Raw genomic sequence first — 18,314 nt, 5'->3', positions numbered from 1 at the left:
ATAAATGAAATATGTATCCTTTAAACAGAAATAGAAGATTACGCAGTTCAGAAGCCATTAGAAGCCTAGTGAGAGAAACGATTATCACCCCGGATGATTTCCTCGTGCCGCTTTTTGTGGTGGAAGGAAAAGGTATAAAGGAGGAAATTTCTTCCATGCCGGGCTATTATCGATTAAGCCTGGACCTACTGGACAAAGAGGCAAAAACATTATGGTCGATGGGATTAAAAGCTGTGCTGCTTTTTGTAAAAGTTGCCGATGAACTAAAAGACAACACAGGTAAAGAAGCTTTAAATAAGGATGGCCTCATGCAACGTGCTATTCAAACTGTGAAAAATGCGGTTCCAGAGATGCTGGTAATGACCGATGTGGCTTTAGATCCCTATTCCAGCTATGGGCACGACGGTATTGTATCTGAAGGAAAGATACTTAACGACGATACAAACGCTATCCTGGCCGAAATGTCTTTATCTCACGCCAGTGCGGGAGCCGATTTTGTTGCGCCCAGCGATATGATGGATGGGAGGGTGTTCGAGATAAGAACTTTACTTGAAGATGAAGGATACCACGATACAGGGATCATGAGCTACAGCGCAAAGTATGCATCGGCTTTTTATGGACCGTTTCGGGATGCCCTGGATTCGGCTCCGGGGTTTGGAGACAAAAAAACCTATCAGATGGATCCGGCAAATCGCAATGAAGCTATAAAGGAAACCCTTATGGATATTGAAGAAGGTGCCGATATCGTTATGGTGAAGCCAGGACTGTGTTACCTGGACATTGTAAGAGAGGTAAAAGACGCCATAGATGTTCCTTTAGCGGTATATCAGGTGAGCGGAGAATACGCGATGTTAAAAGCGGCAGCCGAAAAAGGTTGGTTGGATCACAACAGTGTCATGTTGGAACAAATAACTGCTATAAAGCGTGCCGGGGCTAATATAATTGCTAGTTATTTTGCAAAAGATGTAGTAAAATTGATCTCCTGATTTGTTCCGAAAACATTAAAATTATGGCGGAAATCGAACAAGGAGTTTCAGTAAAATTATAACTTGCAGCAAATTCAGGCCGAATGACCTTATTAATTGTCTACGCAATACTATCGATCTTCTTTTCCTTCCTTTGCTCAATTCTGGAAGCAGCTCTTTTGAGTTTTACTCCTACTTTTTTAAAACTAAAGGACACCGAAGGACACGGCTATGCTAAAGTTCTGATAAGGATGAAAAAGGATATCGACAAACCATTGATCGCTATCCTCACTATTAATACCATAGCTCACACGGTTGGTGCAATCCTGGTTGGGGTAGAAGCCGAAAAACTGCCTTATAAAGTGAATGTTTGGGGAGTGAATATAGTAGGGATCGTCTCTGCGGTTATGACGCTTCTTATACTTATTGTCTCGGAGATCATCCCCAAAACCATTGGAGCCACCTATTGGAAAAAGCTAGGTGGATTCACCGCTTTTAGCCTCAAGATCATTATTGCTCCTCTGAAATACACAGGAATACTATGGCTTCTTATGCTTACAACTAAGCTCATTGGTAAATCGGCTCATGTTAGTAATATGAGCAGGGAGGAATTTATGGCTATCACCGATGCTGCCGAAAAGGAGGGAGTCTTCGAAGAGAACGAAAGCGCAGTGATCAAGAATTTACTCATATTTAAGTCGGTACAGGCCAAAGACGTAATGACTCCATTCCCTGTGGTGATATCGGAAGATGAGCAAACCACCTTACAGGACTTCTATGAGGCCCACAACAATCTAAAATTCTCCAGGATCCCCGTGTTTAAAGAAAAAACTCACAATATCACAGGTTTTGTCCTAAAGGATGATATCCTTGAGGAGATCGTGCAGGAAAAAGGAGACAAGATCCTCTCCGATATACGGCGCGATATATTTGTGGTAGATGCAGAGAAACCCATCCCCGAACTTTTCGAAAACTTCATTAAACAACGTGGCCATATTGCACTTGTGGTAGACGAATTTGGAAATACTATTGGTATTGTTACTATGGAAGATATCATAGAAACATTGCTAGGCCTTGAAATCATGGACGAGAGCGATACCATCGAAGACATGCAGGCACAAGCACGTAAAAACTGGGAGAGACGTGCCAAACGCATGGGGATCAAACTTACCGAAGCAGAGCAGGAAGACGAAGAATCTTCAGAATAGGGGGACACTCTTAGAAAGTCTCGTTGTGCCCAACCACAGCACTTAAATTCCGGAAAAGTGTATTTAGAAATTGTGAAACATCATAGGGTTTGAGGATGATGTCATTCATCCCAGATTCGAGAATGGATTTGCGCATTTCGGCAACCTCAACCGCCGTAAGAGCAACAATTGGCGTGCTTTGGTCGAATTCTCTAATGATCTTCGTTGCTTCAATTCCATTCATTCTCGGCATGTGGATGTCCATTAGGATAAGATCAAATTTGCCTTCCCGTGTTAGAACAATAGCTTCTTCGCCATCATTGGCCAGGGAACACTGGAAATTACGTGTTTCCAGTATTTTTTGGGTGATCTTTTGGTTGATCTTGTTGTCATCTACCACTAGTATGTGAAAATTGTCGAAGAAATGCTCCTCGGCAGTAAGCGTTTCGTAGGTTTCATCGCTCAATTCACGGGCCTCAACGACCGATGATGGGATTGCTTCCATCTCGATCTCGAAAGAAAATGTAGCCCCGGATCCTAGTTCACTTTCCAGGCTTATTTCGCTACCAAAAACACTAAGTAGTTTCTTAACGATAGATAATCCTAAGCCGGTTCCCTGGTAGTTATAATTCTTGTTCTCCATTTGGGAAAATTCTTCGAAAATTGCATTTTTTTGTTCCTTCGGAATTCCGATCCCGTCGTCTTTCACTTCAAAATAAACCTTGTAGTTCCCGGATTTGGTCTCGCCCATATTATGAATGGTCACCCAAATATTTCCATTCTCATTGAATTTTACCGCATTCCCAACCAGGTTCATGAGAATTTGTGATAAACGCACCGAGTCGCTTACGAAAGAGTCTGGCAACGCGCTATCGATTCGTAAATGAAGTTGATTATTGTTTTGTTCCAGACCAAAGGCAAAAGAGCGGATTATATTGTTCATCAATGTGCCCATGTGAAAGGCATTATGTTCCAGCCTGATTCCATTGGCTTCGATCTTATTGAGAGTAAGCACATCATTGATCAGCGCAAGCAGGTAATCTGCCGAAAATTTCAACGATTGAAGGTCGTTTCGGTGGTCATTTAATTTTTTATTGTCCAATAGTAATGAGGAGATCCCAATAACACCATATAGCGGTGTTCTAAGTTCATGGCTCACGGTAGAGAAGAATTGTGTTTTCAGCATTGAAAGTCTTTCTGCTTTTTCCTTAGCCCTGGTAAGCTCGACATTCTTATCGTGTAGTTTACTTATAAATCGTTTCCGTGCCTTAAGCGATTTATAGAAAACAATTAGCGCACTAAAAAGTATAATAAAGGCTACGGCAAATATCACCACCAATAGGCGGGATTTTGCTACCAGTCTGTCTGCATATACCTGTTCATTCCTGGCCACCGCCAGATCGCTCTGATATTGCTGCAGCTCGAATTTAGCCGTGGCTTCGTTGAGCTGGGCTTCCATCTGATGTTTGTGTAATTTATCCTTGAGTTCAAGTTGTTTTAATAAACTCGAATTGGCCAATGCAAGGTCCCCCGAGTTATTATACAATTTCGCAAGATACTCGTATGAAGATGCAGCTTGTTCCAGGTAATTACCTTTAACTGCCCTGTCCGCCGTCTCCTCTAGAATTTGAATAGCCTGTACAGAGGTGGGATCTGTATAAAAATGATATCTCCCGAACAAAATATCGAGATTAATTAGAAACAGCGGATGCTGCTTCTTTTGCTTACTTAGCTCCCTCGTTTTCTGAAGATATGGATAAGCCGCCTCTGGACGTTCTACATCCAGATAGGTCCAGCCTATATTCATATATAAGGTAAGGTTCTCATAGTCGTCCAAACCTGCCCTCTGATTTACTTTAATGCCTTCTTTGTAGAGCGTAATGGTTTTTAAATACCTGGAAGGATCCTCGGCGTATACATTGGCAAGATCGTTATAGCCCCAGGAAATCAGGCTGTCGCTCTTGATCTGAAGCGCATGTTGTAAGGCCTTTTCAAAATATATCCTGCTATGTGCTGTGTCTTTTACCGAATTGTGAATGCTGCCCAACTTGTTATACGCCCGAAAGATATAGTAGTCGTTACCAGCGGCGCGTGCCTCATTTAACAGGGATAAACAGGATTCCAGAGCTTTCTTATACTCATATTCATAATACTGAGTATAGGCATCATCCAATAGTTTTTCTAATCTATCGGTCTCGGTAGAAGGGTTTTGAGCCAGTAAAATTGGCGCACAGAAAAATAAGATGAGTAGCTGTAAAGTAGGTTGTAGCCTCATTTTTAATTATTTGGGGGTGCTAAATCTAAAGATAAAATTGTTATAATTCTAACTTTTAACTCGTAAAACGGTGAATTCTCATGAAAATACGTGAAAATACGTACATTCGTATTTATGGAGACCACCTGCCTCAAAACACCCCTGGGAACCCTTCAAATAAGCGGTGATACGCAAGGAATTTCGGAAGTAAAATTCGCCGATAATACAGTGTTTACAGGTGATGAGACGCCTCAAGCGCTCGAGGAGGCTGTTCAGCAGTTGAAAGAATATTTCAGCAAAACCAGAACTCAATTCAGCCTAAAATTAAATCCAGAGGGAACCGAATTTCAGAAAAAGGTATGGAACACCCTGCAAACTGTCGATTTTGGCAAAACCAGGACATATCAGCAAATTGCAAATACCCTGGGTGACCCTAAAGTAATTCGTGCAGCTGCCTCGGCAAACGGACGAAATCCCATCGCTATCATTATTCCCTGCCACCGTATCATTGGGTCGGACGGATCGCTTACAGGTTATGCCGGGGGATTGGATCGAAAAAAATGGTTGTTGGAACATGAAAGCCCAATAAAACAAGGAAAATTATTCTAAATCCCTATGAAATACCTTAAGAAGTTCTTTAAATGGCTACTGATCCTAATCATATTGATCATCGCCGTCCTCTATATCACAGACACCGATTATTTATTGAAAGCGGTACGCACCATCTATCTTAACGGTCACACCACGGCCTTCCTTGAAGACTATAAATACTTCGATAACAGCGTGGTAGAGGCTGGTGAAACTCACCCCTGGCCCGAACATACCAATTACAATTCGGTGGATGAAACAGAGATTCTCAAAAAAACTAACGCCGAACTTGGAACAGTAGCTTATCTCATTATTAAGAACGACAGTATCTGGTATGAAGCCTATTATGATGGCTACGGAAAAGATTCGAAGTCCAACTCCTTCTCTATAGTAAAGAGTATGGTTTCCGGTATGATGGGGAAAGCGATCACAGATGGATATCTGAAAGGGCTGGATCAACCGGTAGGGGATTTCTTTATAGAATTTAGTGAAGGTATGGCTGCCCGCACCACAGTTGGCGACCTGTCTTCAATGGCTTCAGGAACCAATTGGGACGAAGCCTATTATTCTCCGTTATCTATCACTACCCGGGCTTATTTCGACGACGACCTGAAAAAAGTGATCCTGGGATTGAAAGTTGTGGAGGAACCCGGACAAAAATTTAAATATGCCAGTGGCGACACCCAACTACTGGCCATGGTTCTTGAAAAAGCAACTGGAAAACCCCTGAACGAATATTTAAGCGAGTCGTTCTGGAAACCTTTAGGTGCTAGCCAGGATGCGCCTTGGCAACTGGACAGTGAAGAAGGTGGGATGGTAAAAGCATACTGTTGTGTAGCAGGAAATGCCCGTGATTTCGCTCGTTATGGAAAATTGTTCAAAGATCATGGAAAATGGAGGGGAGAACAACTGCTGGACTCTTCCTTTGTGGCACTATCGCTTCGCCCAAGATTTGAGGAAAGTCCGCAGTATGGTTATGGCTGGTGGTTATACACTAGTCCCGAAGGCAAGTCTTTTTATATGATGCGCGGACATCTGGGACAATACGTAATAGTAAACAGGGAAGACAATGTTATGATCGTGAGATTAGGTCGCAGCAAAAGCAATAATAAGGGTGTTGGCGTATTTACAAAAGATATTGATATATATATCGATGAGGGATATAAAATGCTGGAAGCCGGTTCCCGATAATTTTGTAAATTTAGGTGACTCCCTGATAAATTCACCTCCACTATGTTACAGCGTATAAATCCTGAACACCTTTTGTTTCTGGATATTGAGACCGTTCCCCAATACCCTTCTTTCGATCAACTAGACGAGACCACTAAACAATTATGGGAGTTAAAATCTAAATATCAGCGAAAAGACGATTTCACGCCTGAAGAATTTTACGACCGCGCAGGTATCTGGGCCGAATTTGGGAGGATAATTTGTATTTCTGCCGGATATTTCACCTTAAAAAATGATGTTAGACACTTTCGCGTTACTAGTTTTCATGGTGAAGAGAAGCATATTTTGAAAGAATTCGGCAGTTTGCTTCAGTCTCATTTCAACAGGCCTTACCACCTTTTGTGTGCACATAACGGCAAGGAGTTCGACTTTCCTTATATCGCCAGGAGGATGATCATTCACCAGATGAAACTTCCGGATAAGTTAAATCTCTTCGGAAAAAAACCATGGGAAGTACCACATCTGGACACTCTCGAATTGTGGAAGTTTGGCGACTATAAAACTTTTACCTCCCTGAAGCTCATGACACATGTGCTGGGAATCCCTTCTCCCAAAGACGATATAGACGGTAGCCAGGTTCGCGATGTTTTTTATGACGAAAAGGATATAGACCGCATCATAAAATATTGTGAGAAGGACACGGTCGCGGTAGCACAGATCTTTTTAAGGCTACGTAATGAACCTATCCTTAAAGAAGACGAGATTCTCTCTGTTTAAAGTTCTGTTTTTTGTAGTTTTACCAAAGTCAATAAAATCAAGAACTATGAAAATCATAAAAAATAGAGTTAAGCTTACTTTCGGGATCCTGTTGATGTTAACCTTTACCTTGAGTATGTCATGTAGAGAGGATGCCAAAAAAGAAGAGAGCACCACTCAAAATACAACAGTTGAAACCAACAAGGCCACAACAAATAATACCCCTGCGACAAACGAGAATGTCGCAAAAAATCCTGCTCACGGGCAGCCTGGACATCGATGTGATATCCCTGTTGGTGCGCCCTTGAATGCGCCTCCTGTGCAAAAAAGTACCGGCTCTCCTGTTATTAACAGTGGCAGTGGTTCTCCCGTACAAACGAATTCGGGTAGTACAGCCAAGGTAAATCCTCCTCATGGCCAACCAGGACATCGGTGTGATGTAAAAGTGGGTGATCCGCTATAAACAACTTGTCTTTACAGACGATCAATGAGGTAGAGAAATGGATAAAAAAAGCCTGTTAGAGGTAAAGGATCTTAAGATTTCCTTCGGAAAGGCTAAAAACTCTGTTGAGGTTATTCATTCTGTCTCCTTTAGTGTTTCTGAAAACGAGATCCTGGGTATTGTTGGTGAATCGGGCTCGGGAAAATCTGTTACATCTCTTGCGATAGCAGGTCTGCTTCCGAAGAAAACTTCTCATATTGAAGGCAGTATTCAATTTCAGGGGAAAGAACTTCTTACATTGAAACCTTCCGAACTTCAGAAAGTAAGAGGAAAAGAGATCGCTATGATCTTTCAGGAGCCTATGAGTGCGCTGAACCCTTCGTTACGCTGTGGATTCCAGGTTTCGGAGATCCTTAAACACCACCTCAAATATTCTAATTCCGAAGCAAAAAAAGAAACCCTGAAACTCTTCGAACGCGTTAAACTCCCGCGTCCTGCTGAGCTTTATGACCGTTATCCGCATCAAATTAGCGGAGGGCAAATGCAACGCGTAATGATCGCTATGGCCATTGCCTGCAAACCCAAGCTGCTTATCGCCGATGAGCCTACAACTGCACTGGATGTTACCGTCCAGAAAGAAATCATTCAGCTACTTAAAGACCTCCAACAGCAAACCGGGATGAGTTTATTGTTTATCTCGCACGATCTAAGCCTGGTTTCCGAAATTGCCAACAAGGTATTGGTGATGTATCGAGGGGATATAGTAGAACAAGGCAGTGTATATCAGATCTTCAAAACTCCTCAACACTCCTACACCAGGGCATTACTGGCAGCAAGGCCGGTTTTGGACAAGCGGCTCGCTAAACTACCTACCATCGCCTCACTTGAGAGTAAGGACTTCCAGGCTCGTGAAATCACAGCGCAGCAACGCGCTCTTAGACATAAGGAGTTATATACCAAAGCCCCACTTTTGGAAGTTAGGAATGTAAAGAAGGAATTCTACTCCAGTGGTGGATGGTTTCGGCCAAAACGTGTTACCCGCGCAGTAGACGATGTAAGTTTTAGTGTCTTTGAAGGAGAGACTCTCGGACTGGTTGGCGAATCGGGCTGTGGGAAATCTACTTTGGGTAGAGCGATAATGTTACTGGACAAACCGACTTCGGGGACCATAAAATACAGAGGAAAAAAGCTGAACGATCTCTCGAAAACCGAGGAGCGTAACCTTCGCAAGGAGATCCAATTAATCTTTCAGGATCCTTTTGCCTCGTTAAATCCAAGGCTTCCCATTGGGCAGGCGCTTGTGGAGCCTATGAAAGTTCATAAGATCGGGAACTCTAAAAAAGACCGTGAGCAAAGGGCCAGGGAACTTCTTGAAAGAGTGGGACTGGATGCCGGCTATTACAATCGCTATCCACATGAACTTTCCGGAGGGCAACGCCAGCGTGTAGGAATCGCCAGAACTATTGCCCTGGGACCAAAACTTGTTATATGCGACGAATCTGTATCGGCGCTGGATATTTCGGTGCAGGCTCAGGTCCTTAATTTACTAAACGAACTTAAGGAAGATTTCGGGTTCACTTATATCTTTATCTCGCATGATCTTGCCGTGGTAAAGTATATGTCGGATCAATTACTGGTGATGAATTCCGGGAAAATAGAGGAGATGGGAGATGCCGATGAGATCTACGCTAATCCAACGCGAGAGTACACCAGGAAACTTATCGATGCCATTCCGAAGGGGCTTTAAATATTTCAGAAATGTATATAAAAAAAGACCCGTTCTAACCTCACAAAGAACGGGCCTACCTTTATCTGAATCGTTGCAGATTCGGGGGTAAAGTACTCTGAAAAAAACTACATCAATAAAAACACTTTTTTTGCAACATACAGTACATTTTTAATAAGTCGGACTGTATTCTTTAAGCTTTTAGTAATAGTTAACATAAGTAGGTTAAGTTGGTTTGGTTTGGGATTGCTAATATGTGAACATTTTTTTTAAAATAACGATGTAAAGCACATATAATCGTTGAAATACATTCTTTTTTAACATTTAAAGATATTAGCTACGTATTTTCCTACAATTACTGAATAAAAAAGGCGATGCTTTCACATCGCCTGTAGGTCTTATTTGCTTCTTTTAGAGTTGCATTTCAGGTATATCTCCGGAAACTACCAGGTCACCTTCTGTCGCTTCCATAATTTCCTCAACACTAACACCGGGAGCTCTCTCGAGTAGGACAAATTTGTTGTTCTCGATCTTGAGCACTGCGAGATTGGTCACAATTTTTTTTACGCAATTCACTCCTGTTAGTGGAAGGCTGCACTGTTTTAATAATTTAGATTCGCCAGCCCTGTTAGTATGCATCATGGCTACAATGATATTTTCGGCAGACGCAACCAAGTCCATGGCTCCTCCCATACCCTTCACCATCTTACCCGGGATCTTCCAATTCGCAATGTCGCCATTTTGCGCCACTTCCATAGCGCCTAATATAGTAAGGTCTACGTGCTGACCACGGATCATCGAAAAACTTAAGGCCGAATCGAAAAAGGAGGCTCCTGGTAAAGCGGTAATAGTTTGCTTCCCTGCGTTAATAAGATCCGGGTCTTCTTCACCATCATATGGAAATGGCCCCATCCCCAGGATTCCGTTCTCACTTTGAAATTCTACTTCAATATCCTCTCTTACAAAATTTGCCACAAGGGTGGGAATACCAATCCCAAGATTCACGTAATAGCCGTCTTTTACTTCTTTCGCTATTCGTTGTGCTATTTGTTCTTTTCCTAACATATTCTTCAGAAAATATTTTCTATAAAGATACCCCTTTTTGCAAGAAAAAAGAGAATACCTCAATTGAGGTATTTCAGCAGGTAACATTAAACTCTATATTTCAAAATGCCAACCACAAACTCACGATATCATGAAAACTCTATTTAATTTTTCAGCATTTCTCCTTGGATTATTACTCCTATCCTCGTGCAATAGTGACGAACCTTCTTTTAATTGTGACCAAACCTTAGTTTTTGATATCGACTTATTTATTCAGGAATTAAACTCCGAACTTCAAAGCGATTATGCGGGCTACCAAATTGCTGTGAATGAAGGTGGAAACTTATATTATAACGAAGCATTTGGATTTGCCCGCCATGAAGATGAACCAGGCGGAGGGGTGCCTATGACTATAAACACAAGACAAAATGTAGCTTCAGTTTCAAAGTTTATAGGGACTATAGCTTTAATGAAGGCATTAGAAGACAACGGCATCCATCCAGACTCTACCGTTGTTAACTATCTCCCCGATTCGTGGAGGTCTACCGTGCACGGAGATTTTAGCGATAAGACGTCCCCTGCATATTTAACCTTTAATCACCTGCTCACAAATAACACAGCCATCGATTTTATTGGTAACTCGCCTCCTTCAGGAGAAATGCTTAGTGAAGCAGATATGCTTGCTAGTTTACAACGCCCGCCCAATATGCAGAGATATGGAGTATACCAAAATGCGAACTTTACTTTAATTAGGGTCTTGATAGGTGAGATTGTATATAATCTCGATGAAACAGGATTACAATACCCTATTTACTGTCCGGATAGGTATTTCCATTATTTGAGAGAGAACATATTCCACCCCCTCGAAATATATGCTCCTCTTTCTCCTCAGGCTGTGGATAGCTACTATAACACCTCAGACTTTCCGTTGGCCTATGCCTGGCCTTTCAACACCAACCCTGGCAATAACGGATATATTGGATGGATAGTCGACAATAATCCCTTGAACGTAGGATCCAGTGGATTACTATTATCTGCAAGGGACCTGGCAAAGGTGCTTGCCATTTTTAAGTATGATGATCAGGGGCTAATTATATCGACCACTCAACGTGATAGAATCTTTAATGGCACTCCAGAATTCGGGCCTTTAGGCTTAACAACGACCTTTGAAGGCGAGCGAGGAACCTACTTCGCAAAGAATGGTGCTAAAAGTAACGACCCCTGTGGGAGTTGCGACAGAGCCTTACGTTCTATCGTAATTTATTTTCCAAATGATGTAGAGGTGGCGCTATTAGTTAATTATAATCGAAATACGCCGAGGTTACGTTTCACCATTGCCGACATTTACGAAAGTTCGTTCGTGGAGCCCTGTCCCTAACTATTTTATTAGCTGAATGAGTTCAACGATATTTGAACAATTGAGTTTTTTGAAAATATTCTTTCGGTGAGTGCGAACTGTATGATAACTTATGTTCAACTTATCGGCAACCTGATTGTTGTTCCAGCCAATTGCCAGAAGTTCTATTATTTCCTTTTCTCTACTGGATAGAACTTTCGACCTGATATCCACAGGATTCAACCTTTTTGGATGAATGATCTGGTTTACCATACGGTCGTAGATATAATAACGGAACTTCGAATCGAACTTAAAGGCATTTATATTTGTTTGTAGAGAGGCTATGGCGAAAATCTTTCCCATAGGGTTCTTGAGATGTTTGAACACCTGATGCAACACCCAGATTTCACCCACTTTACCGGGCTTATAACAAAACTCTCTATTTACAATATATCTTTCGTATTCATCGGGCTTTAACCTGCCAAAAAATTTCCTTTGATGAATAGTAGAGCTTATAATTCTTGGGATCTGACTGAGTCGTGCATGGGTCATGATGTGTCTGGGGCCTTTCCGAAGATACAATTCGCGAGCAAGACCTGTCACCATTTCAATCCGATCATCTACATACAAGTATTGATTTTTTTCAAGATCGACCACCGTGAGCGCAGAACTTCCCAGGCCCGTTTTAAACGAAACTAATTGTTCAATTTGTTCGGCAACGATCTGGTCTTTGAGTATTTGAGGAGTAATCCCAACAACCTTCTGCCAATCTCTTTCAAGGATTATATAAGCAGTCGCCGGATTAATGTCCCTCTTAGACATACAATGTGATTTTATTTTGGCCTTACCGTTCGCTGCTCAATACGTTTCTCGTACCGCTCTCCTTTAAAAATTCGTTGCACGAATATTCCGGGAATATGGATGTGGTTTGGGTCGAGCTCTCCCGCAGGAACCAATTCTTCAACTTCCGCTACAGTGATGGCAGCCGCACCGGCCATATTTGGGTTAAAATTTCGGGCAGTACCTTTAAAAATGAGGTTTCCGGCGGTATCTCCTTTCCATGCCTTTACAAAGCCAAAATCGGCTTTAAAAGCGTATTCCATCAAATGCATCTTACCATTGAACTCACGTGATTCTTTCCCTTCTCCTACTTCTGTTCCATAACCGGCCGGGGTAAAGAAGGCAGGTATGCCACTCTGGGCTGCCTGACAACGTTGGGCGAGTGTCCCCTGGGGAATTAGTTCTACTTCAAGCTCCCCACTCAGCATTTGCCGCTCAAATTCGGCGTTCTCTCCTACATAAGAAGAGATCATTTTTTTTATCTGTTTTTTCTGAAGTAGCAGTCCGAGCCCAAAATCATCCACCCCCGCATTGTTGGAAATACAGGTAACATCCCGCACTTCTCTCCGTACTAATTCCGCAATACAGTTTTCAGGAATTCCACTTAAACCAAAGCCGCCTAACATAAACGTCATTCCATCCTTTATACCTTCACAAGCTTCACGAACATTGGCAACAGTCTTATTTATCATGTAAATTATTTTTATGAAAAATTACGAAAATTAGGGCAGTAATAAAACTTCCTACGGCAAGAAATTTCGTGTCATTTCGGAATTCACTAGAGATCGAACTCGTCTGGTATTTCTCCTCCGCTGTTCTCTTCTTTCCATTGCGCACAATTGGTTGCTATGGAGATCTTATCCGGTTTCACAAACCCACTATTGGAGATATTCAAAGATTCGTCCTCATAGCATTTCTTCATATAAATTGCCCAGATAGGTAATGCCATTGTCGCTCCCTGCCCATATGCTGTACTGCCAAAATGAGTTGCGCGGTCCTCGCCGCCTACCCATACACCAGTAGCCAGGTTAGGAACCATTCCCATAAACCAGCCGTCGCTATTGTTTTGTGTCGTCCCGGTTTTCCCGGCAATGGGGTTTTTAAAGCCATAAGGATACCCGGTAACTACTTTCTTATAAACAGGGTCGCCTCCTCTCCAGGTATGTCGTAACCTCGATCCGGACCCGGATTGGGTAACTCCTTCCATTAAACTAACAGTTACGTAGGCCGTCTCGTCGCTAATTACATCACGAGTGTGAGGAACATTTTGATAAAGCACAGTACCGTTTTTGTCTTCAATACGCTGAATGAGCGTAGGCCTTATATACACCCCTTGATTGGCAAACGTACTATAAGCGCCAACCATCTCATAAAGAGTTACATCTGGAGTTCCCAGCGCAATAGATGGAACTGCCGGAATATCTTCGGTATCCACTTCCATTTTTGCAACCAGATCGATCACAGGCTGAGGCCCAACACGATCTATTAGTCTGGCAGTAATGGTGTTGATCGATTGCGCCAGAGCGGCTCTAAGGGTGAGATGCCCCCCGGAAATAGCACCGGAATTCTTCGGGGTCCAGGGTTTTAGCAGCCCGTACTTCCCCTGTGGGATAGTATAAGGAGTATCTGGTAAGGTATCACAGGGCGACATATGCATCTGGTCTATGGCCGTTGCATACACAAACGGCTTAAAAGTTGAACCAATTTGCCGCTGACCCGTTTTTACCATGTCGTATTTAAAATGCTTGTAATCTATTCCTCCCACCCAGGCCTTTACTTCACCCGTTTGCGGGTTCATAGACATAAGTGACGCCTGCAGGATCCCTTTATAGTATCGAATAGAGTCCAGGGGTGTCATGACTGTATCTATATCGCCGCGCCACGAAAAAATACTCATTTTACGTTCCTTCTTAAAGCTCTCCCGTATCTCTTTTTCAGACTTGCCTTGCTTTTTCATCACCCTCCATCTGTCCGACCGCTGTATAGCCGCATCCATAATTTTATTGGTTTCTTCGGGAGTGATATCCCGGAATGGAGCTGTTTTATTCTTTTCGTTCTGGGCATCGAACTCTTTCTGAAGATTCGCCATGTGCATATCCATAGCCTCTTCGGCATATTCCTGCATCTTAGAATCGATGGTGGTGTAAATCTTTAAACCGTCGGTGTAAATGTTGTATTTAGTACCATCACTCTTGGGATTCTCTTGTACCCAGTCTGCCATAAATGCGCGCGCGTACTCTCTAAAATAGGTTGCGATCCCTTCATTGTGACCCTGAGGAGAATAACGAAGATTAAGATCTAAAGCCTGTAATGAATCTTTAACCTCATTGGTGATGAAATCATACTTTGCCATCTGGGCCAGTACTACATTTCTTCTATTCTTTACGCCAACCGGGTTCCTCAAAGGATTGTACAAGGAAGAATTTTTAAACATCCCAACCAGGGTTGCGGCTTCGGTGGTGGTTAATTCTATGGGTTCTTTACTGAAATAAATTTTGGAGGCCGATTGTATTCCAACTGCCTGATTTCCGAAATCGTACTCATTGAAATACATGGTTATGATTTCTTCCTTGGTATACCGCCTTTCCAATCGGGTGGCAATGATCCATTCTTTTATTTTCTGAATCCCTCGCTCAAGTTTATTTCGGGAAACCTGCTCGGTGAAGAATAATTTCGCGAGCTGTTGCGATATGGTACTCGCACCTCCTTTGGATCCCAGAAAAACTATGGCGCGAACGGTTCCCTTGGCATCTATTCCTGAATGGTCGTAAAACCGAACATCTTCGGTTGCGATAAGTGAATTTACCAGATGGTCTGGCAGGTCTTCATACTTTACAGGAGTTCGATTCTGCTTGTAGAAGGTGCCCAGAGTCACCCCATCAGAACCAATGATCTGAGTTGCCAGATTCTTCTCCGGGTTCTCGAGACTTGTTTCGTCTGGTAAACTGCCAAAAACACCCCAGGAAGCCAGCAAAAATACCAGTAACACCAGTACAATTAGTCCGCCAAATAACTTCCAGAACGTACGAATATGTTTTTGCTCTCCTTGAGCTGCATTTTTCTTCTTTGTAGTTTTCGCCTTTGCCATTTTACGGATCTTGTTTTATTTCCTCTATACTGTACCCCACATCGGTTATTCCTTCAAGTCTCCTAACGCCTTCAACCTCACCGTTATTGCGAACGGCATGTGTTATAGTTATGTTATAATTCCCATCTTCGAAAAAGGACACGTTCTCCTTATACCAAAGTTTGTTTTCCTTCACATTTCCAATACCTTCACCCATCCACTCACCATTAGGATACGCCATTTTATACTCCAGGGTGTCTACAATGGTCTTGCCATACGGAAACTCCATAGAGATGATAAGGAATAAGTTATTATAGGGATAATCATTGGTGTTTCTAATGTTCACAAAGACGTTGTACTTCTTCAATGAATCCAACTGCGGTATCGAGAATTCGACAATTTCATCCTTGTCCCAGTACCCCGGTAACGACCTGCTTTCCGAAACTACGATATCCGAAGTACAGGACGCCGCTATCAGAGCCAGCAAAAGTAATACAACAGCTCTACCCATTCTTTTTCGTATTTCTGCTGCGACTGCGATTTCGGTTCTTGGATCGGCGTTTATTGCGGCGGCGCTTAGGCTGGTCGAATCGAGTTAAGCTATCCTGCCCAACAACATTATTGAACAGCTTACTATCAGATTCAATAACATCTTCAATATATTCCTCTATGCTGGCAACCGTTTTGCCTTTCTTATTGATGGCAATGATCTCATTTACCTTATCTACGTAAAGTTGATGCCAGTTCATCCCATCCTTGTCGTAAGCAAACCACATAAGTCGTTTAAAAATATCTATTTTCTGGCAACTGGCTGTCCCTTTTTCGGTTTTCAGTTTTATGTCTGTCTTCGGGAATTCCTCCAGCGCCTCCATATAGGTGTCCAGTTCGTAATTGAGACAGCATTTCAATTTCCCACACTGGCCGGCCAGTTTAAGTGGGTTTAGTGAAAGTTGCTGGTAGCGAGCCGCCGAGGTATTCACCGACCTGAAATCGGTTAGCCATGTAGAACAACACAGTTCTCTTCCGCAGGAACCCACTCCACCCAAACGCGCAGCTTCCTGCCTGAACCCTACCTGTTTCATTTCAATTCGAGTACTGAAGGTTCGGGCAAAATCTTTGATCAGCTGTCTGAAATCCACTCGCTCTTCTGCTGTATAATAGAAGATCGCTTTCGATCCGTCCCCCTGGTACTCCACATCGCTAATTTTCATTTTAAGTCCGAGTGCCATGGCGATCTCTCTGGATTGCTTCTGAACCGATAGTTCTTTTTCCCGGCACTTTTGCCAAATATCAATGTCTTTTTGAGTAGCCTTTCGGTAGATCTTGGGTAAGGCCTCCACATCGGTAGATTCAGATTTCTTTTTCATCTGAACTCTAACAAGTTCGCCGGTTAGGGTAACTATACCAATGTCATGGCCCGGGGAGGCTTCGGTGGCGACAACATCGCCTATACTAAGGGATAAATTCTCCGAATTTTGATAGAAGTGTTTTCTTCCATTCTTAAAGCGTACTTCCACCCCATTAAATGGTTTCTGATCTCCCGGAAGCGACATATTGGAAAGCCAGTCGAATACCGTTAGTTTATTACAGCCATCAGATCCGCAGGTACCGTTGTTCCTGCATCCTTTTGGCTGTCCGTTGGCACCCGTAGCGCAGCTAGTACAGCCCATATTTTATATATAAAGCCTGCCTTTAAGCCAAAAGCAGGACGTAGATTAAACAATTACTCAATCCTGTAAAGATACCAAAAATACTATGGAAGCCTTACTTTTTGAATTTGAGTTTTTCGGAACGGCCTTTTTTAAAAATTTTATTGCTGTTGTGCTTTCCGCTCCTTAACTTTTTTTGCTCTTCATACGGAAGTTGGATCACTTCCAAACATTCACTACTGCAGCAATTTTCCATTTTTTCGGCACATGCCTCACACTGAATAAAAAGCAGGTGGCAGGCCTCGTTGGCACAATTTACGTGGGTGTCGCACGGTTGTCCGCATTGATGACAGTTTGCGATCACCTCCTCCGAAATTCGCTCACCCCTGCGGTGATCGAACACAAAGTTCTTCCCAATGAATTTATTCTCAAGGCCTTTATTCTTTACTTGTCTGGCATATTCTATTATGCCGCCTTCAAGCTGATATACTTTTTTAAAACCCTTGTGCTTATAGTAAGCGCTGGCTTTCTCGCAACGGATACCTCCAGTACAATACATAACCAGGTTCTTGTCTTCCTTAAAACTGGAGAGATCCTTTTCGATGATAGGAAGAGAATCCCTGAATGTGTCAACATCTGGAGTAATAGCTCCCTGGAAATGGCCGATCTCACTCTCGTAGTGATTTCTCATATCTACCAGCACTGTATCAGGATCTTCAATAAGTTCGTTGAATTTTTCGGCATCTACATGAATCCCTTTGTTTCTCACATCGAAGGTTTCGTCGTTAAGACCATCGGCTACGATCTTTTTCCGCACCTTAACTTTAAGTTTAAGGAACGATTTCAGGTCCTGCTCAATCGCGATATTGAGGCGCACATCCTTCAGAAAATAAATTCCATCCAGAAAATTCTTAAAAGTTTCGAAGTTCTTTGCAGGAACCGATAACTGGGCATTTATCCCTTCGTGAGCTACATAGATCCTACCCAGAACGTCCATTTCGTTCCATGCGATAAAAAGGTGATTTCGAAAGAGTTTGGGATTGCCAATCTTGGCATATTGATAAAAAGAAAGAGTAAGCCGATCTTCCCCTGCTTCTTCCAGCAAGGCCGCTCTTTCTTTTGCACTTAAAGTATTGTACAGTTGCATGCTATACTTGGTTTTAGTGAAAAGATAAAATGTAATAAGGGCGTAAAATTACGCTTTTCATTCTTGTTAACAAAAATTGATCAAGCCCCGTTTTTCCTTTTGCTGTGAACACAAAGAAATAGTAACTTAGCCTACTGACTCCC

At 42.5% G+C, this 18,314-nt stretch carries 16 protein-coding genes; 8 read left to right on the top strand and 8 right to left on the bottom strand.

Annotated features, from left to right (window positions below):
* Positions 1–11: 11 nt before the first annotated feature.
* The gene (gene hemB, locus C5O00_RS05630; RefSeq protein ID WP_105215691.1) at positions 12–986 is read left to right on the top strand and encodes a porphobilinogen synthase; all 975 of its coding nucleotides are present in this window, start codon (positions 12–14) and stop codon (positions 984–986) included.
* Positions 987–1,069: 83 nt separating this feature from the next.
* Complete coding sequence (locus C5O00_RS05625; protein WP_105215689.1) at positions 1,070–2,173, top strand: CNNM domain-containing protein; 1,104 nt, start codon at positions 1,070–1,072, stop codon at positions 2,171–2,173.
* A gap of 10 nt (positions 2,174–2,183) precedes the next feature.
* Here the strand turns inward: C5O00_RS05625 and C5O00_RS05620 are convergent, their stop codons facing one another.
* Positions 2,184–4,427, bottom strand: coding sequence for a response regulator (locus C5O00_RS05620; protein WP_105215687.1), 2,244 nt, complete (start codon positions 4,425–4,427; stop codon positions 2,184–2,186).
* Positions 4,428–4,541: 114 nt separating this feature from the next.
* Between C5O00_RS05620 and C5O00_RS05615 the strand changes: the two genes are divergently transcribed.
* The 5 genes from C5O00_RS05615 to C5O00_RS05595 are packed head-to-tail and all read left to right on the top strand — an operon-like array spanning position 4,542 to position 9,109.
* Positions 4,542–5,015 (top strand): methylated-DNA--[protein]-cysteine S-methyltransferase, encoded by a 474-nt coding sequence (locus C5O00_RS05615; protein WP_105215685.1) that lies wholly within the window; start codon positions 4,542–4,544, stop codon positions 5,013–5,015.
* A gap of 6 nt (positions 5,016–5,021) precedes the next feature.
* The gene (locus C5O00_RS05610) at positions 5,022–6,185 is read left to right on the top strand and encodes a serine hydrolase domain-containing protein (RefSeq protein WP_105215683.1); all 1,164 of its coding nucleotides are present in this window, start codon (positions 5,022–5,024) and stop codon (positions 6,183–6,185) included.
* A gap of 42 nt (positions 6,186–6,227) precedes the next feature.
* Positions 6,228–6,941, top strand: a complete 714-nt coding sequence (locus C5O00_RS05605) for a 3'-5' exonuclease (RefSeq protein ID WP_105215681.1) — start codon at positions 6,228–6,230, stop codon at positions 6,939–6,941.
* Between the two features lie 46 nt (positions 6,942–6,987).
* On the top strand, positions 6,988–7,383 hold the full coding sequence (locus tag C5O00_RS05600) for a hypothetical protein (protein ID WP_105215679.1): 396 nt from the start codon (positions 6,988–6,990) through the stop codon (positions 7,381–7,383).
* 37 nt (positions 7,384–7,420) lie between these two features.
* On the top strand, positions 7,421–9,109 hold the full coding sequence (locus tag C5O00_RS05595) for an ABC transporter ATP-binding protein (protein ID WP_105215677.1): 1,689 nt from the start codon (positions 7,421–7,423) through the stop codon (positions 9,107–9,109).
* A gap of 390 nt (positions 9,110–9,499) precedes the next feature.
* On the opposite strand, the gene C5O00_RS05590 is transcribed toward C5O00_RS05595, so the two are convergent.
* The gene (locus C5O00_RS05590; RefSeq protein WP_105217580.1) at positions 9,500–10,153 is read right to left on the bottom strand and encodes a CoA transferase subunit B; all 654 of its coding nucleotides are present in this window, start codon (positions 10,151–10,153) and stop codon (positions 9,500–9,502) included.
* Positions 10,154–10,283: 130 nt separating this feature from the next.
* Between C5O00_RS05590 and C5O00_RS05585 the strand changes: the two genes are divergently transcribed.
* Positions 10,284–11,510 carry a serine hydrolase domain-containing protein gene (locus tag C5O00_RS05585; protein WP_105215675.1) on the top strand — a complete coding sequence of 409 codons (1,227 nt, stop codon included), beginning with the start codon at positions 10,284–10,286 and terminating at the stop codon, positions 11,508–11,510.
* On the opposite strand, the gene C5O00_RS05580 is transcribed toward C5O00_RS05585, so the two are convergent.
* The 6 genes from C5O00_RS05580 to trhO form a co-directional block, all read right to left on the bottom strand.
* Positions 11,511–12,290, bottom strand: coding sequence for a response regulator transcription factor (locus C5O00_RS05580; protein ID WP_105215673.1), 780 nt, complete (start codon positions 12,288–12,290; stop codon positions 11,511–11,513).
* Positions 12,291–12,301: 11 nt separating this feature from the next.
* Positions 12,302–13,000, bottom strand: coding sequence for a CoA transferase subunit A (locus C5O00_RS05575; RefSeq protein WP_105215671.1), 699 nt, complete (start codon positions 12,998–13,000; stop codon positions 12,302–12,304).
* 86 nt (positions 13,001–13,086) lie between these two features.
* Entirely contained in the window at positions 13,087–15,396 is a 2,310-nt protein-coding gene (locus C5O00_RS05570; RefSeq protein WP_105215669.1) for a penicillin-binding protein 1A, read from the bottom strand.
* Position 15,397: 1 nt separating this feature from the next.
* On the bottom strand, positions 15,398–15,886 hold the full coding sequence (gldH, locus tag C5O00_RS05565) for a gliding motility lipoprotein GldH (protein WP_105215667.1): 489 nt from the start codon (positions 15,884–15,886) through the stop codon (positions 15,398–15,400).
* Positions 15,879–17,045, bottom strand: a complete 1,167-nt coding sequence (locus tag C5O00_RS05560; protein WP_105215665.1) for a PSP1 domain-containing protein — start codon at positions 17,043–17,045, stop codon at positions 15,879–15,881. The genes gldH and C5O00_RS05560 overlap by 8 nt, the downstream gene beginning before the upstream one ends.
* Positions 17,046–17,139: 94 nt before the next feature.
* Positions 17,140–18,171 carry an oxygen-dependent tRNA uridine(34) hydroxylase TrhO gene (gene trhO, locus C5O00_RS05555; protein ID WP_105215663.1) on the bottom strand — a complete coding sequence of 344 codons (1,032 nt, stop codon included), beginning with the start codon at positions 18,169–18,171 and terminating at the stop codon, positions 17,140–17,142.
* Positions 18,172–18,314: the final 143 nt, after the last annotated feature.

Origin of the sequence: Pukyongia salina (genome assembly GCF_002966125.1) — a bacterium.
In the GTDB taxonomy this organism is placed as follows: domain Bacteria; phylum Bacteroidota; class Bacteroidia; order Flavobacteriales; family Flavobacteriaceae; genus Pukyongia; species Pukyongia salina.
The sequence above is the reverse complement of the archived record's forward strand: the minus strand, read 5'-3'. Positions and strand labels throughout refer to the sequence as shown.

Bases quoted from the DNA above. Each gene is read 5' to 3' on its own strand.
- C5O00_RS05560 (WP_105215665.1), bottom strand. From the start codon at position 17,045: ATGGGCTGTACTAGCTGCGCTACGGGTGCCAACGGACAGCCAAAAGGA.
- C5O00_RS05625 (WP_105215689.1), top strand. From the start codon at position 1,070: ATGACCTTATTAATTGTCTACGCAATACTATCGATCTTCTTTTCCTTC.
- C5O00_RS05590 (WP_105217580.1), bottom strand. From the start codon at position 10,153: ATGTTAGGAAAAGAACAAATAGCACAACGAATAGCGAAAGAAGTAAAA.
- hemB (WP_105215691.1), top strand. From the start codon at position 12: ATGTATCCTTTAAACAGAAATAGAAGATTACGCAGTTCAGAAGCCATT.
- gldH (WP_105215667.1), bottom strand. From the start codon at position 15,886: ATGGGTAGAGCTGTTGTATTACTTTTGCTGGCTCTGATAGCGGCGTCC.
- C5O00_RS05595 (WP_105215677.1), top strand. From the start codon at position 7,421: ATGGATAAAAAAAGCCTGTTAGAGGTAAAGGATCTTAAGATTTCCTTC.
- C5O00_RS05610 (WP_105215683.1), top strand. From the start codon at position 5,022: ATGAAATACCTTAAGAAGTTCTTTAAATGGCTACTGATCCTAATCATA.
- C5O00_RS05580 (WP_105215673.1), bottom strand. From the start codon at position 12,290: ATGTCTAAGAGGGACATTAATCCGGCGACTGCTTATATAATCCTTGAA.
- C5O00_RS05620 (WP_105215687.1), bottom strand. From the start codon at position 4,427: ATGAGGCTACAACCTACTTTACAGCTACTCATCTTATTTTTCTGTGCG.
- trhO (WP_105215663.1), bottom strand. From the start codon at position 18,171: ATGCAACTGTACAATACTTTAAGTGCAAAAGAAAGAGCGGCCTTGCTG.
- C5O00_RS05570 (WP_105215669.1), bottom strand. From the start codon at position 15,396: ATGGCAAAGGCGAAAACTACAAAGAAGAAAAATGCAGCTCAAGGAGAG.
- C5O00_RS05585 (WP_105215675.1), top strand. From the start codon at position 10,284: ATGAAAACTCTATTTAATTTTTCAGCATTTCTCCTTGGATTATTACTC.
- C5O00_RS05575 (WP_105215671.1), bottom strand. From the start codon at position 13,000: ATGATAAATAAGACTGTTGCCAATGTTCGTGAAGCTTGTGAAGGTATA.
- C5O00_RS05605 (WP_105215681.1), top strand. From the start codon at position 6,228: ATGTTACAGCGTATAAATCCTGAACACCTTTTGTTTCTGGATATTGAG.
- C5O00_RS05615 (WP_105215685.1), top strand. From the start codon at position 4,542: ATGGAGACCACCTGCCTCAAAACACCCCTGGGAACCCTTCAAATAAGC.
- C5O00_RS05600 (WP_105215679.1), top strand. From the start codon at position 6,988: ATGAAAATCATAAAAAATAGAGTTAAGCTTACTTTCGGGATCCTGTTG.